The sequence below is a fragment of the Streptomyces sp. NPDC051662 genome, from assembly GCF_040681655.1.
In the GTDB taxonomy this organism is placed as follows: Bacteria; Actinomycetota; Actinomycetes; order Streptomycetales; family Streptomycetaceae; genus Streptomyces.
In genome coordinates this window covers 249,592-263,610 of the sequence record NZ_JBFAZD010000006.1, presented here as the reverse complement: position 1 = coordinate 263,610, position 14,019 = coordinate 249,592, and the positions used below count along the sequence as shown (strand labels likewise).

13 protein-coding genes are annotated in these 14,019 nt (G+C 70.8%); 6 read left to right on the top strand and 7 right to left on the bottom strand.

Annotated features, from left to right (window positions below):
• Window positions 1-231: 231 nt before the first annotated feature.
• Window positions 232-660 carry an organic hydroperoxide resistance protein gene (locus AB0M67_RS13125; protein WP_365745415.1) on the bottom strand — a complete coding sequence of 143 codons (429 nt, stop codon included), beginning with the start codon at window positions 658-660 and terminating at the stop codon, window positions 232-234.
• 65 nt (window positions 661-725) lie between these two features.
• Window positions 726-1,754: an NADP-dependent oxidoreductase gene (locus AB0M67_RS13120; protein ID WP_365745414.1), complete on the bottom strand. Its 1,029-nt coding sequence runs from the start codon at window positions 1,752-1,754 to the stop codon at window positions 726-728.
• 139 nt (window positions 1,755-1,893) lie between these two features.
• On the opposite strand from AB0M67_RS13120, the gene AB0M67_RS13115 reads away from it, so the two are divergent.
• A complete protein-coding gene (locus tag AB0M67_RS13115) occupies window positions 1,894-2,328 on the top strand; it encodes a MarR family transcriptional regulator (protein WP_365745413.1) in 435 nt (144 codons plus the stop codon).
• Window positions 2,329-2,372: 44 nt separating this feature from the next.
• On the opposite strand, the gene AB0M67_RS13110 is transcribed toward AB0M67_RS13115, so the two are convergent.
• Window positions 2,373-3,038, bottom strand: a complete 666-nt coding sequence (locus tag AB0M67_RS13110; protein ID WP_365745412.1) for a hypothetical protein — start codon at window positions 3,036-3,038, stop codon at window positions 2,373-2,375.
• A 333-nt stretch (window positions 3,039-3,371) separates the two neighbouring features.
• Between AB0M67_RS13110 and AB0M67_RS13105 the strand changes: the two genes are divergently transcribed.
• The 3 genes from AB0M67_RS13105 to AB0M67_RS13095 all read left to right on the top strand — a co-directional run bounded on the left by AB0M67_RS13105 (window position 3,372) and on the right by AB0M67_RS13095 (window position 6,805).
• Window positions 3,372-3,932 carry a hypothetical protein gene (locus AB0M67_RS13105; RefSeq protein WP_365745411.1) on the top strand — a complete coding sequence of 187 codons (561 nt, stop codon included), beginning with the start codon at window positions 3,372-3,374 and terminating at the stop codon, window positions 3,930-3,932.
• A 166-nt stretch (window positions 3,933-4,098) separates the two neighbouring features.
• Window positions 4,099-5,145, top strand: coding sequence for a rod shape-determining protein (locus AB0M67_RS13100; protein WP_365745410.1), 1,047 nt, complete (start codon window positions 4,099-4,101; stop codon window positions 5,143-5,145).
• Between the two features lie 37 nt (window positions 5,146-5,182).
• Window positions 5,183-6,805, top strand: a complete 1,623-nt coding sequence (locus AB0M67_RS13095; protein WP_365745409.1) for a GAF domain-containing protein — start codon at window positions 5,183-5,185, stop codon at window positions 6,803-6,805.
• Between the two features lie 33 nt (window positions 6,806-6,838).
• On the opposite strand, the gene AB0M67_RS13090 is transcribed toward AB0M67_RS13095, so the two are convergent.
• A complete protein-coding gene (locus tag AB0M67_RS13090; protein WP_365745408.1) occupies window positions 6,839-7,663 on the bottom strand; it encodes a hypothetical protein in 825 nt (274 codons plus the stop codon).
• 191 nt (window positions 7,664-7,854) lie between these two features.
• Between AB0M67_RS13090 and AB0M67_RS13085 the strand changes: the two genes are divergently transcribed.
• Window positions 7,855-9,042 (top strand): macro domain-containing protein, encoded by a 1,188-nt coding sequence (locus AB0M67_RS13085; protein WP_365745407.1) that lies wholly within the window; start codon window positions 7,855-7,857, stop codon window positions 9,040-9,042.
• Window positions 9,043-9,412: 370 nt separating this feature from the next.
• Here AB0M67_RS13085 and AB0M67_RS13080 read toward each other — a convergent pair whose 3' ends face one another.
• Together AB0M67_RS13080 and AB0M67_RS13075 are read right to left on the bottom strand one after the other, a co-directional pair.
• Window positions 9,413-10,348, bottom strand: a complete 936-nt coding sequence (locus AB0M67_RS13080; RefSeq protein ID WP_365745406.1) for a nitroreductase/quinone reductase family protein — start codon at window positions 10,346-10,348, stop codon at window positions 9,413-9,415.
• 491 nt (window positions 10,349-10,839) lie between these two features.
• The gene (locus AB0M67_RS13075) at window positions 10,840-11,247 is read right to left on the bottom strand and encodes a hypothetical protein (RefSeq protein WP_365745405.1); all 408 of its coding nucleotides are present in this window, start codon (window positions 11,245-11,247) and stop codon (window positions 10,840-10,842) included.
• Between the two features lie 312 nt (window positions 11,248-11,559).
• On the opposite strand from AB0M67_RS13075, the gene AB0M67_RS13070 reads away from it, so the two are divergent.
• Window positions 11,560-11,706, top strand: coding sequence for a hypothetical protein (locus AB0M67_RS13070; RefSeq protein WP_365745404.1), 147 nt, complete (start codon window positions 11,560-11,562; stop codon window positions 11,704-11,706).
• Window positions 11,707-12,136: 430 nt separating this feature from the next.
• Here the strand turns inward: AB0M67_RS13070 and AB0M67_RS13065 are convergent, their stop codons facing one another.
• Entirely contained in the window at window positions 12,137-13,891 is a 1,755-nt protein-coding gene (locus AB0M67_RS13065; RefSeq protein WP_365745403.1) for a hypothetical protein, read from the bottom strand.
• Window positions 13,892-14,019 lie beyond the last annotated feature (128 nt).

Below are 14,019 nucleotides of genomic sequence, written 5' to 3'. Positions count from 1 at the left end.
GCACGGGAGTTGGGGACGTTCGCCATGCCGAACTTCGGTCACGACCTCGAACGGGAAGCTAGAGTCGAAGCGCTTCCGCGTCAACGGTCGGAAACGGCCACGAGGCAACGAGACACCGAGGCGCCGATACGCCGATACGCAAGCGGACCCGACTCGGCCGGACATGACTGAGGGCCGCACCCCGGTCACGGGTACGGCCCTCAGCCGACGGACAACGCGTCAGGCGGTCCGTCAGGCGACGGAGAGCTCCACCTTGATATTGCCGCGCGTGGCGTTGGAGTACGGGCACACCTGGTGCGCCTTCTCCAGCAGATCCTTGGCGGTCGCCTCGTCCACATTCGGGATGGAGGCCACCAACTCGACCTCAAGACCGAAACCGCCGGCCTCAAGCTTGCCGAATCCGACCTTGGCCGTCACCGTCGAGCCGGAGATATCGGCCTTCTCCTGACGGGCGACCACACCGAGCGCGCCCTGGAAGCAGGCGCTGTACCCGGCGGCGAAGAGCTGCTCCGGGTTGGTGCCGGCGCCGCTGCCACCCAGTGACTTGGGCGGGTTGACGACGACATCGAGCTGACCGTCATCACTGGAGACACGGCCGTCACGGCCGTTCTCCGCGGTGGCGACGGCGGTGTAGAGGACATCGAGCTTCTGGATGGTCATACGGTGAGTTCCTCCTGTTGTACGCCGCGACTCGCGCCCACGGACCGCGGCGGCCTGGGACGAGCCTAGTGCGTCTCGCTGTTGAGCGTGACGATCATCTTTCCGGTGTTCTCACCGCGGAGTACGCCGAGGAAGGCGTCGAAACCGTTCTCGATGCCCTCGACCGAGGTCTCGTGGTACTTCAGCTCGCCCGAGGCGAGCCAGCCCGCGACATCCTCGACGAACCGCGGGCGCAGACCGTAGTGGTCGGAGACGAGCATGCCCTGAAGACGCAGCCGCTTCCCGATGGCCAGGGCCAGATTGCGCGGGCCCGGCGTCGGGTCGGTGGCGTTGTACTGCGCGATCGCACCGCACAGCGTGACGCGGCCATGGAGGTTGAGCGTGGAGAGCGCCGCTTCGAGGTGGTCGCCGCCGACGTTGTCGAAGTAGACGTCGATGCCGTCGGGCGCCGCCGCCTTGAGCTGGTCCCTGACAGGGCCCTTCTTGTAGTTGAAGGCCACGTCGAAGCCGTACTCCTCGGTGAGGAGCCTGACCTTCTCGTCGGAGCCCGCCGAACCGATCACCCGCGAGGCGCCCTTGATCCTGGCCAGCTGGCCGACCTGGCTGCCGACGGCGCCGGCGGCGCCGGAGACGAAGACGGCGTCGCCCTCCTTGAAGGAGGCGGACTCGAACAGGCCCGCGTAGGCGGTGAGTCCGGTCGCGCCCAGCACACCGAGGTACGCGGAGAGCGGGGCGAGCGAGGCATCGACCTTGGTGCCGTACTCGGCCGGGAATTCGGCGTACTCACGCCAGCCGAGCCCGTGCACGACATGGTCACCGACCGCGAACCCCTCGGCGCGCGAGGCGATGACCTCGCCGACGGCGGCGCCGTCCATCGGCTTGTCCAGCTGGTACGGGGGTACGTACGACTTCACGTCGTTCATCCGGCCCCGCATATACGGGTCGACCGAGAAGTGGAGGTTGCGGACCAGGATCCGGCCCTCACCCGGCTCGGTCACGGGCACGTCGCGCAGAGCGACATCGCCGGGCTCGGGCCAGCCGTGGGGGCGTGCGACGAGAAACCAGGCGCGGCCGGACTCGGGAAGTGCGGTCATGGTGCGGAGCCTCCTCAGACAGTTCTGTGACGGTGAGCCATGGGTACCAGGTCAGGGAACCGAGAAAAAGCTTCACCACCTGAAATAACAATGCCCCTGAATATTTCATGTTGTCAAGCAACGGAGTACCCTGATGCCCATGGCCACTCCGCGAAGAGACCCGCTCACCCTTGAGGTCGTCGAACTCATCGGCACGGTCGTGGCGCGCTACTACGCGGAATACGAGCAGGCCGCGGCCCGGCACTCCCTCACCGGCGCGCAGGCGCGCGTCCTGGGGCTGCTGTCCCTGGAACCCCTGCCCATGCGCGGGATCGCGCGGAAGCTGAAGTGCGAGCCGTCCAATGTCACCGGCATCGTGGACCGGCTCGAAGCGCGCGGCCTGGTGGAGCGCCGGCCCGACCCGGCCGACCGCCGGGTGAAACTCGCCGCGCCCACGGAGGAGGGAAGAGAGACCGCGACGCGGCTGCGCGACTCACTGGACTTCGCGCGCGAACCGCTCGCCGCGCTCTCCGACGAGGAGCGCGGGACGCTACGCGATCTGCTCAAGAGAATGCTGGGCGAAAGCGCACTCTAGAGCGCGTGCTTGGGACACGCGCCACCGAAGAGCCGTCGGACGCGTCACACGCAGATGAAGAGCCACCAGGTGCAGGTCTCGGACGGCGTGGGAGAGGGCGCGGGCGGCGGCGGTGGCGGCGGGTTCGCCGAGGTCGGGCCGTCCGACGTGGGCTCGTCCGTCGGCTCGGCGGGCCCGGACGTGCCGGACTCCGGGTCGTCGGTTTCCGGCGACTCCGGCCCGTCCGTGACCGTCTCCCCGGTCTCCGGCGTGATGGAGGCCGACGGCGGTGCGTCGGTACGCCCCGACGCGCTCGGACCGCCGCCGTCCGGAGTCGCATCCCCGCCGGCACTGATCCCGGACGCCGGCACCGGCGTCGCGGATCCGCCGGGGTCGCCGGGCTCGGCGGGGCCCTCCGTGTCCTGCGGGCCGCCCTCGAACTCGACGGGCGTCTCCTCCTTGACGGAGGTGGCCTGGTTGTCGCGGGACGATTCCCTGGCCAGCTCGGCCAGCGACAGCGCACCGGCCGCGAGGATCACACCGAGCGCGACGATCAGAAACCTGCGGCCCCGCCTGCTGCGTGCCCGGCGTGGTCCGGTACGGCGCGAAGCCTTGCCGGCCGCGCCCTTGCTCCGCCCGGCTCGACGGTACGAGCCCTTGCGGCGCGAGGAGTCACGGCGCGGCACGGTGTCGTCGGGGCGGTCGTGGCCGACGAGCCCGTAGTCACTCACGGCCCCGGCGTCGTACTCTCCGTGACTTTCGTTGTCCCTGTCGTCCCCGCCCGGGTGGCGGCTGTGGTGCGACCCGGGGTGGACAGGCTGATGCTGCCGCAGCTCCTCGGCGGGGGTCCCGCATCCTGCGCAGATCAGTGCGCCGTTGAGGTGCCGACGACACTGTGGGCAGTAGTCCATGGCGCCCCGCAGATTATGCGGCCGGTGGTAGGGCTGGCATGGCGAGGTTGTGAGGATCGTGTGTGAAGTGGCGCGTGCATGGCATGTCTGCCCATGTCTGCGCGTGTCTGCCCGGTTGGGGGCCGGCCCACGGAGACGCGGGAGGATGGCGTGATGACCTCCACCGGGCCGTTCGGGCCGCTCGACTTCCAGCTCGTCCTGCTGCGCAGGATGGCCGATCATCAACCGGAGCTGGTCGATGAGGCCCGCCGCGAGCTCGGCGTGTCCCTGGCCGGCATGCGGGAGGCCAACCGCCGCTGGCAGGCGATGGTGCGCTCGCCCCGGGCGCGCGGCTCGCTGTCCCGCTACCGCTCCGTACTCGGCGAGCCGGAGCGTACCTCCCGGCGCGTGATCGGCGATCTGGAGTGCGACGCCCTGCTGTGGCCCGTCCCGCTCTGGCCCGAGCTGCGCTTCGAGGTGATGGTGGCGCCCGGCGGGGCCGTATGGAACGAATGGCTGGTCCGCGCTCCGGGGTCGGCCGGCCCCGAGCTGCGTACGGCCGACGATCTGCGACCGTGGTGCTGCACGGTGGACGAGGTCGCGCGGGCCTTCCCGCCCGCCCGGCCGATGGAGGGCACCGCCCCGACCAGGATGCGGCTGGCCTTCACCCCACCCGACGGCCGTGCCCGCGTCGCGGAATTCACCTGGGGACTGCTGCAACGCTGGTCCGATTGACCGTCCGTACGATCCGCCGGTTCCCCGTCATTCCTCCTGGCAGGCCGTCAAATCCGAACGCCCGTCTGGCGTACCCCAGCGCGCGGCGCGTGCCCCGGCGCCGCACTATGCGAACAGGGCCGGCGGCCGCCGGTGAACCACCTCAGCGCTCTCGGGAGAACCTGCCGTGACCGTCAGTCTTGAGCAGTTGCGACGTTGCCATATCGCCGTCGACCTGGGGGCCGCCCGGACCCGGGTCTTTGTGAAGGGGGCCGGGCTCGTCGTCGATGAGCCGAGCGCGGCCGCCGTCAACACCCGTACCGGCGCGCTCATCGCCGTCGGCGCCCTCGCCGAGCAGATGACCGGCCGTACCCCCGACTACATCCGCGTCGTCCGTCCCGTCACCGGCGGCACCGTCGTCGACATCGAGATGGCGCAGCGCATGCTGCGGCATCTGCTGGGCGACAAGCTCCGCCGTCAGCTGCGCCGCAAGCCCTGGCTGCGCGCCGCCGCCTCCACCCCGCACGACAGCGATCCGCTCGCCCAGCGCGCCGCCGTCGAGACCCTGGTCGGGCTCGGCGCGCGCCGGGTCGAGCTGGTGGACACGCTGATCGCCGCCGCCGTCGGCTGCGGACTGCCCGTGGAGCAGCCCACCGCCACCATGATCATGGTGTGCGGCGCGGCGACCACGCAGGTCGCGGTGTTGTCGCTCGGCTCGATCGTCACGGCCGTACGGATCCCGGTCGGCGGCAACGCCATCGACCACGCGGTGATCCAGCACCTGCGCCACCAGCATGAACTGATGCTGCCCAGCCAGTCCGTACGCCCGTTGCAACTGGCGCTCAGCAACAACGGGCTCACCGAAGGCGGGCCCAGCAAGACCGAGATCCACGGCCGGGACGTGGCCACCGGGGTCGCCCGTTCGGTGATGGTGGACACCGCCGCCGTACGCGAGGCCATCTACACCCCGCTGACCGCCGTCCTCGACGGCATCGGCAAGGTGCTGCGCGACTGCCCGCCCGATCTGGTGGCCGACCTCGGCGACCGGGGGATCATGATGGTCGGCGGCAGCGCGCTGCTCCCGGGCCTGGACCAGATGCTGCGGGACGCGACGGGCATGCCGGTCGCCATCGCGGAGCGCCCCGACATCTGCGCGGTGCTCGGGCTCGGGGCGATGCTGGAGGGCAAGATCGAACCGATGGTCCTGAACCCGCTGGCCGCCGACACCCACTGAGAGCGCGACGGGACCGGTACGACGGTTCGACGGGGCGATGAGCGAAGCGGGCGACGGCGAGCGCCACGGTGACCGCGCGCGCCGTGGCGAGGGTGGTACGAGCCGTGGCGACGACGACGCGACGACGCCCCGGCCGCCCTCGCTGCTCGAAGCGGTGCTCGGTATCGGCACCGACCTCGAACTGCGCGCCACGCTCCAGCACATCGTCGACACCGCCGCCGAGCTGACCGGCGCGCGGTACGGCGCGCTCGGTGTCCTCGACCCCGAGCGCGGCGGACTCACCGAGCTGTTCACGGCGGGGATGAGCGATGCCGACCGGCAGCGGATCGGACGGCTCCCCGATGGACACACCGGCCTGCTCGGGCTCCTCATCGAGGACCCGAGGCCGCTGCGGCTGGACGATCTGACGGCCGACCCCCGGTCCGCCGGGGTGCCGCCCGGCCACCCCCGGATGCGCTCCTTCCTCGGCGTACCGCTCCAGCTGGAGACCGCGGTCCTCGGCAATCTCTATCTGACGGAGAAGCGGACCGGCTCCTTCACCGAGCAGGACGAGAGCCTGCTGCGCGTCTTCGCCTCCCAGGCGGCGCTCGCGATCGGCAACGCCCGGCTGTACGGGACGGCCCGGCAGCGCGAGCGCTGGATCGAGGGGGCGGCTGCCGTCACCACCGCGCTGCTGACCGGCGAGAACGCCTCCGACGCGCTGATCACGGTGGCCGAGTCGGCCCGGGTGCTCGCCGACGCGTACGCGGGCGTCGTGCTCCAGCCGACCGAGGAGGGCGGGATGGAGATCGTCGCCACGTCCACGATCGGCGATCCGGCCGGCATCGTCGGCACCACCATCGAGCCCGGCTCCCCCGTACTCGTCCAACTCTTCGGCGGTGAGCCGGTGTTCATCGAGGACTCGTCGACCGATCCCCGGATGACCACGCATGTACGGATGCGCTTCGGGCCGAGCATGATGCTGCCGCTCCAGGCCGGCGGCAAGCTGATCGGCACCCTCGCGCTGCCGCGCCGGCGCGGTGGCCGCCCGTACCGCGCGGTGGACCGGCTGCTGGCCACCCAGTTCGCCTCGCAGGCCGCGCTCGCGCTGGTGCTCGCGGACGCGCAGCACGACCGGGAGCAGCTGGCCGTCTTCGAGGACCGTGACCGGATCGCCCGCGATCTGCACGATCTGGTCGTGCAGCGGCTCTTCGCCACGGAGATGATGCTGGAGTCGACCCGTCGGCGCGCGACCTCGACGGATCTGGACGAGCTGCTCGGCCGGGCCGTGGACGAACTCGACTCCACGATCCAGGAGGTCAGGACCACGATCTTCGCGCTCCAGCAGCCGCCGGCCGAGAGTCCGACGAGCGTGCGCGGGATGGTGCTGCGCGAGTCGGACGGCGCGGCGGCCGTGCTGGGATTCCGGCCGTCCGTGCGTTTCACGGGACCGGTGGACACGCTCGTGGGCGAGCCGGCGGGCCGGAGTCTGCTGGCCGAACTGCGTGGCGCGCTCGCCGCCGCGCACCGGCGCGACGGGGTGACGGCGATCGCGGTGGAGGTCGACGCGATGGCGCTGCTGACCGACGGACGCACCGGGGTACGGCTGGTCGTCACGGACAACGGTCTGCGCGAGGACGGCGGCCGGACGACGACGCTGACCTGGGAGGCACCCCGCTGACATTCCTCCGGCCATGCGCCCGGCCGCGGCGTCTCAGCGCAGCAGGTCCCGCAGCGAGGCCGTCAGCCGTGTCGCGAACGCCTCGCGGGTCGCGTCCCGCACCGACTCCAGGGACAGATACGGATTGAGGTCCTCCAACTCGACGAGCAGCAGTTCCCCGTCGGGTGCGCGGCAGGCGTCCACCCGCTGGATCCCGTGGTCCAGCGCGTTCCACTCGATGAAGCGCCGCGCGAACGCCAGATCCGCGGGCCCGGCCTCGTACGGCGTGAGTTCCCAGCGCCGCTCGGGGTCGGGCGCGTACAGGGCGTACTGGAAGTCGCGGTCGATGAAGTAGAACGAGACCTCGTAGCGGAACGGTATCCGCGGCTGCACCAGGACCCCGCCGAAGGAGACGTCCGCGAGCCGGTCCGCGCCGATGAACTCCATGCCGATCGAGTCCGCGCCCGCCTTCGGCTTGACGACATACGTCTCGGCCCGCGGCAGCCGGGCGAGGTCCTCGGGGCGGTCCACGGTCGGAATGACCGGGTACCCGGCCGTGGTCAGCTCCACCAGATACCGCTTGCCGGCCATGTCGGCCCGTCCGGTCAGCGGGTTGTAGACCGGGATCCCGGTCGCCCGCGCCAGATCGCGGAAGGCGTCGTACTCCTCCTGGTAGTGCAGTACGGGCCCGCTGTTGCGGACCAGGACCGCGTCGAAGGACCCCATCAGGCGCCCGGCGTCGAGAGGATGGCTCAGCGCCACGGCGAAGTCCCGCCGCAGCCGGGACGACAGCTGGATGTCCTCATCGCAGTATCTGCGTCCCTTGGCCTCATAGGCGAGGTCGGTGACATAGAGGACGCGGGGCGTGGTGGCGGGCACGGTGCTCCCTGGCTGGTCGGATCGGGGGGCGGATGCCGGTCGGTGGCGGTCCGGGGCAGTCCGTACACCTGTGCGGTGCCCGTGAGGGGGCATCATACGAGCGTCCCGTCCGCGCCTTCCCCGGCGGCCCGCGGACGCTGCGCCGGTGCGCCGCTTGTGGGCGCGGGCCGCCCGGTGCCATCGTTGCGGCCATGCCGCTCACTCCTGTCCCGGACCATGCCTCAATCCTTGAGGAGATAAAGACAGTTCGGCGCGGCGGGATCGTGCGGCTGCGCAGGCTGGAGGTGCCGTCGCTGGCCCGGATCGCCTTCGCGCTCGCCCCCGCCGACGACCGGCGGGCCGAGGTCCCCGCCCGGTCACAGTCGCAGTCGGTCGAGTGGCTGCTGCGGCTGGCGGTGTCACGGCTCGGCGGCGGCACCCTCCAGGAGGCCGCCGAATACACCCTGGGTCTGACACCGGGCACCCGTGACTGGCCGGGCGCCGACCGCAGACGGCGCGCGGCCGAGCTGTACGGGGTCAGCGTCGAGCGCTTCCGCAAGGAGCAGGAGGCGGTGGTGCTCGACCAGGTCGCCGAGCAGGTGGGCAGTCTGGCGCGGGCGGCCGTCGCCGAGCGGGTTCCGGCGGCCGGCGACGCGGCCCACGACGATCACGCCGATCCGGCAGATCCCGCCGATCTCGCCGATCCCGCCGTGAGTGCCCGTACCCACCGGCTCCTCTCCGTCCGGGCACAGGGCAGGACCGTACCGGTCACCCTCCATGTCCACCCGGTGGATCTGCTGCGTGACGTGGATGTGGTGGTGTCCCCCGTCAACACGTATCTGGCACTGCCCGAGGCGTACAAGTCCTCCGTGGCCGCCTCCCTGCGCCGGGCCGGCGCGCTGCGCGGGCTGACGGGCGAGCTGCTCGGCGACCCGATCCACGAGGAACTGCGCGACTGGGCCACCGCCCGGGGCACCTCCGGCCGCCCGGTACTGCCCGGCACGGTGGCCGTCACCGGCTCGGGCGCCCTCGCCGACCAGGGCGTACGCCGCGTCTACCACGCGGCCGTCGCCGTACCCCGGGCCGGGACCAACGACTACGACGTACTGCCCGCCGATATCACCCGCGCGGTGGCCCGCGCCCTGGCGGTGCTCGCGGAGGAACACGAGCGGTTCGATCCCCCGCTGCGGTCCGTGTGCTTCCCGCTGCTCGGCTCCGGCCGGGGCGGGCTGCCGTACGAGCAGAGCGTGCGCGCGGTGTGGGCGGCGGTCGACGCGGAGCTCGCGCGCGGCGCGGAGTGGGACATCCATCTGATCGCCCGAGGACTGGCCCCCGCCGGGCTGGTGGTCAGGATGCTGGCGGAGTACACGGGCGAGGGTACGGAAGATCCGACGGAGTGAAGGGCGGGACGTGAGCGGCGGGGGCGTGAGCGGTGGCGTAAGTGACGGGGAGACATGCCACTACCGGCCCCCGTAATCCGCCCCGTTCACGCCCTGCTGGTGCCCAGCCGGTCTGATGAACTGGGAAGCAAGGCCGCTCAGAGACGCGTCGGCGTGCGGCGGACGGATGGCACGGGGGTGCGATGGGAGTCCGCCGCCGGCCCGCCGGGGGAACACCGCGGGCCCTCTGAGCGGCCCGCTCCCGCCCCAGGGCTCGCGGCCCACGCGCCGCCGTTCGCCTCCCCAGAAAGTGGCGGCTCGTCAGGGCCACGCCGACGAGGCCCTTGGGCAGTCGGGAACTCACACCCTGAACTGAGCTCCCGACTGTCCGTCAGCTCGCTCCGCCCCCGGCCGGTTCGGACACCGGCGGCCCGGGCGGCCACGGGATCTCGCTCAGGGCGGGGAGAAGCGCCTCCTCCTCGTAGTCGAGATGCGCCACCAGCTCCTCCGACAACCGGGCCAGCTCCGCGCGGAAGCGTTCGGGGTCGGCGGTGGTGAGGTCGGCGAGCAGAGCGAGCAGGGCGTCCGTGACGCGCGCGAGCGTACGGTGCTCCTCGCCGAGCCGTTCGAGGGCGTCGCGCAGCCGCGGCTGACGGTCCGCCAGCGCCGGGAAGAAGTACGCGTCCTCGCCGGTGTGGTGGAACGTCAGAAACTGGCAGAAGGCCAGACAGTGCTGTCTGAGCTGGAGACCGATGCCCGGGGCCGGTGGTTCACCGGAGCCCTCGTGGGCCGCTCGCGCGGCGAAGTGGGCGTCGGTCTCGGCCCGTATATGGCGCAGCTGCGCGCGCAGCCAGCCATGGACCTGCACCAGCTTGTCGGCGAGATTGCCGATCTCACCGGGCTCCTCCGCCTCCTCGGCCCCCGAGGGCTCAAGCACCACGACGGGCAGGATCCTGCTGGTGGCGGCCTGATAGTCGGCGTATCCGGGCGCCACGCTCACAACCCGCTCGAACAGCCGGTCGCGCCGCTCCCCCTCGGCGGGGACGGCGATCAGTTCGAGCGTCTCGGTGCCGATCTCCACCCGTACCTGGGGATGGGCCAGCAGATTGTGGTACCAGGCGGGATGACGCGGCGCGCCTCCCGCGGATCCGACGATCAGCAGCAGCTCACCGTCGCGGACCCAGCCGAGCGGAACGGTGTGCTCCGCCCCCGACTTGGCGCCGGTGGTGGTGAGCAGAAGGAGATCGCCGCCCTCGAAGGGGCCGCCGACCTTCCCTCCGTTGGCCCGGAACTCGTCGATGATCGTCTGGTTGAAGGATGCGGGCATACGGGTGTCGTCTCTCCAGAGAAGTGTGAGGTCCCGCGGTGAACGCGGTGATGGTGGATGACCGTGATGTACGCGCGCTACGGCGCACGACGCGCGGTGGCCGCGCGCGGACCCTCGTCCGGAGAAGAACAGCGATGTGTACGACGGTGCCCGGCACCGCGAAGGACAAGGGACGATGCGCGGAGGCGCCGCGTCGAACGCGTCAGGCGCGGAGTGCTGAGTATGAACTCATGGCGTCGTCCCTCGGTGAAGGTGCCTCCATGGCGACCGGCCCGCCCACTTCTCTTCGGCCAGTACCACGCGGCACGCGGACCATTACAGTCACCGGGGCCCGGGTCTGTCAACGCGCCTGCCGTGGAGGGCGCGACACGCCCGGGATTCTGACGATGTGTCGGCCATTGGTGTGGTGCGCCGCTCGTTCGCGCGCGTCCACCGCGTGAGGACTCGAAACGGGCTGGATGGACATGTGGGTGTCTCCATGGACGCTGCGGTCATACTCCGCACACCGCCCACGGAGGCGATGCCGTCCACGACGTTGAGGGGGCGTGGTCCCCCAAGGTCTGGACCCGGATTACTGGGCTGCTGTATCGCTGAACTGCGGGATCAGGCCCCGAAGCTTGGCCATCTCCAGCCCGGCCGAGCGCCACGAGCGCGGCCCGCCGGAGCGCAGCCCGCTCACGTTCGGCAGCCGGCTCCTCCCGTCGCGCTGCCTGCAACTCCCGCTCCTGGGCTACCTGTTCGCGGCGCTCCACCTCAGACAGCGCGGCCCGCTCGGCCTCTCTCTGCGTGGAGACGAACTCCGCCAAAGCCTTCGGGTTGTCGAACCCGAGCGTCGACAACAGCCGCTTCATCGCAGCTCGTTCGCCCTGCGCCTTCTCCCGGGTGAGCATCTTCCCCAACCGGTCCTGGGTGACTGTGACCTGCTGATCCTGGCGCCGAGAATCGGGAAGATCGGCCGCCCGTCGCTGCGGGAACCGACAGGATGGCGAGGCGGCAGGGGCGGGACCATTCATTCCTCCAGTGCGCGCCCCCGCGCTTCCGATCAGCCTAGTCAGACCGTCCGACCCTTCGCTCTGTCGCCGGGGCACGATTTCCACGAACCGGCCACGTCGCGTGTGTATCGCGCGTAATCTTGCTCGTGCCAGAAAGGCGCCACTTCCACCACCCTGTCCCCGGACAACGGGTCCGGGGCGATGAGGAGGTGGCAAGCGTTGAGGCACTTACGGGAACTGGCCCGCAGACTCGGTCGGCGCGATCTGGCCCTGATCGTTCTTGCTGCGTTCGTATCGGCTTTCGCCACCAAGGCGGTGGACATCGTCGAGGAAGCAGCGATCTGGGTGTTCGACGCGTTGGCCTAGCCGGCGACCACGACGGTCGTAACGTCGTGGTCGCCGGCCGTTGAAGGGCCACGTCCCAGCGAGCCCTGCTCCGCGCTGCGGAGCAGGGCTCCGCTAAGCGCGTTGAGGCTTCCTGATGTGCTGGGCGACGAGAACCGGAGCTCGTGGCGGGCGAGGCTCCAGTGAGTCAGCCGTTGGCGGGCGGATGACTCTTATAGCTTGCACCCCGAGCTTAAATGATCCGCGCGGATCAGGGTGTGTTTTGTGTGTCATTGGGCCCGCGATCCTTTAACGCCACCAGCCTTCATTAAAGGATCGGAGACCGACGTCCCGGTCCGCAGCTGGCTAGCCCCCCACCACGCCGAGTACCGCGAGCACGTCAGCAGGCTCCAGATCGAGTTGATGCGCACCATCTGGCACTGCCCCCGCTCACGGCACCCTGGGAGCCGCGTCACCGGCCTGCCGCCACCGGCTCTCGCTCCTGCTCCTTCGCACCAGCCACGCCCGGCCCGTCGTCTTGCTGCTCCTCGTCGTCATCCTCACGCCCACGCCGGGCAGCGGCTTCCGCCATCCGCGCGGCGGCCTCCTGCTCGGCCTTCGCCCGGATTCGCGCCACCTCCTGCGAAGCGTCCTTGACCGGGTATCCGGCCTCCAGCAGCATCGCCACCGCAGTCTCCAGGGACAGCACCCCTGCCCCGTACGCCTTGACGACCTCTTCCAGCACCGCGCCCCGGTCGGTCGGTGTGTGCGGCGCCCACGACAGCCGCGCGGGCAGCGTCTCCCCAGCCGTCCAGCCCTCCGCCCGGCCGGCCTGGTACAGCCGCTGCACCATCTTGAACAGCAGCCGGTACTTATGCTCCCTGGCGAGCCGCATCATGCCGATCAACGCACCCAGCGGCCCCAGCGCCAGCTTCAGCGCGTACCCGGACGGCACCTCTGTGGCGTCCAGCATCCCCAGTCCAGCCGCCGTCACTCGGCTGTTCGCCGCGATCCGCTCCAGCAGGTGACCGACCCGGGCGCGCAGTTCGGCCAACTGCGGCGACGTGTCCAACGCGTCCATCCGCCCTGCCTCACCGAGTTGCCACACCGCCCCGGCCTTCACCTGGAGCTCCTGCGGCGTGCCCGTCGCGCGGTCCACCGGCAGCCGCGCCCCCGCGAGCCCGATGATCGGCGTGCCCGTCGTCGCGGACGCCGCCGAACTGTCGGAGTCCGTGGCCGCGAGTTCGTCGAGCGCCTGCAAAACCCGCGCGAGCACCGACCGGCCCCAGTACTCACCGCCGTCCGGGATCGTGTTCGCGATGTGCACCACCGGCAGGAAGTCGATCATCAGGTCCAGCCGGTTCAGCTCCGTACCGTCCCGCCGTACCCGGAAACTCGCCTTGTTCATCGGCAGCCGGTCCAGCGTCTCGCCGTTCTTCAGGTCTTCCAGCAGCCACTCGCCGTCCGTGAGGTAGCACGTCGTGTTGGACGCCCGGCCCGGCTCCCACGGATACGTCCGCGCCCTCGTCGAGCCGTCGCCATCCGCATCGTCCTCGCCACTCACGGAGATTGGCCCCAGTTCGTACGTGACCCGGCGCACCCGAGCCTTCAACCCGGCATCGTCGTCCGCCGGCAGCTCCCACGCCAAGTGCACCTTGCCCGGGAAGTCCTCGTCCTCGGCGTCGTCCCGCTGCGGAAAGATGAAACCTGGATCGTAGACCCGGAGCGTGGGCCGCTGCTTCTCCGGATTCCACGCCAGGACCATCACGCTGTCCCCGAGCAACACCGCCGCCCGCTCCGCCTGCTGGACCCGGAACGTCAGCAGTTCCTTGTCCGCCCACTTCCGTAGCCGTTCCTGCACGGCGACGGCCTCCGCCGCACCGGGCGTCGGCGTCTCCTCGTCGGCGTGCTCCGCGCCCTCGACCGCGACCTTCTGCTCCGAGCCCAGCAGATAGCCGAGCGCGGTGTCCACCAGGTTCGCCGCGTCGCCCAGCTCTCGACGCTCCAGCGCACCCGCGTCATCCCCGGCCGCCGCGAGCTGTCCGGCCTGGTTGTTGTCGTACGACGCCAGCACCTTGTACGCGGCCGGCCGCCGCAGCTCATGCGGCGGCATCCACGTCTTGGCCAGCTCCGGGAAGGCGCGGCTGCCCGGACGACTGGCATCGGCCATCACCGGCTTGTAGTTCAACCACGACCAGGCATCGATCACGAATCGTCGCAGGCCCATGCGTCTCCCAGGCGATAGGCCCCGCGCCACCAACCCAGCCTAGCTGGGGCGCCCCCGGCTCACCGCGCGCCCTCCGACAACCGGCGTTCCAGCGCCCGGGATTCATCCAACTCACGTGCCACCTTCGT

Bases quoted from the DNA above. Each gene is read 5' to 3' on its own strand.
- AB0M67_RS13105 (WP_365745411.1), top strand. From the start codon at position 3,372: ATGACCTCCACCGGGCCGTTCGGGCCGCTCGACTTCCAGCTCGTCCTG.
- AB0M67_RS13065 (WP_365745403.1), bottom strand. From the start codon at position 13,891: ATGGGCCTGCGACGATTCGTGATCGATGCCTGGTCGTGGTTGAACTAC.
- AB0M67_RS13120 (WP_365745414.1), bottom strand. From the start codon at position 1,754: ATGACCGCACTTCCCGAGTCCGGCCGCGCCTGGTTTCTCGTCGCACGC.
- AB0M67_RS13095 (WP_365745409.1), top strand. From the start codon at position 5,183: ATGAGCGAAGCGGGCGACGGCGAGCGCCACGGTGACCGCGCGCGCCGT.
- AB0M67_RS13115 (WP_365745413.1), top strand. From the start codon at position 1,894: ATGGCCACTCCGCGAAGAGACCCGCTCACCCTTGAGGTCGTCGAACTC.
- AB0M67_RS13125 (WP_365745415.1), bottom strand. From the start codon at position 660: ATGACCATCCAGAAGCTCGATGTCCTCTACACCGCCGTCGCCACCGCG.
- AB0M67_RS13085 (WP_365745407.1), top strand. From the start codon at position 7,855: ATGCCGCTCACTCCTGTCCCGGACCATGCCTCAATCCTTGAGGAGATA.
- AB0M67_RS13080 (WP_365745406.1), bottom strand. From the start codon at position 10,348: ATGCCCGCATCCTTCAACCAGACGATCATCGACGAGTTCCGGGCCAAC.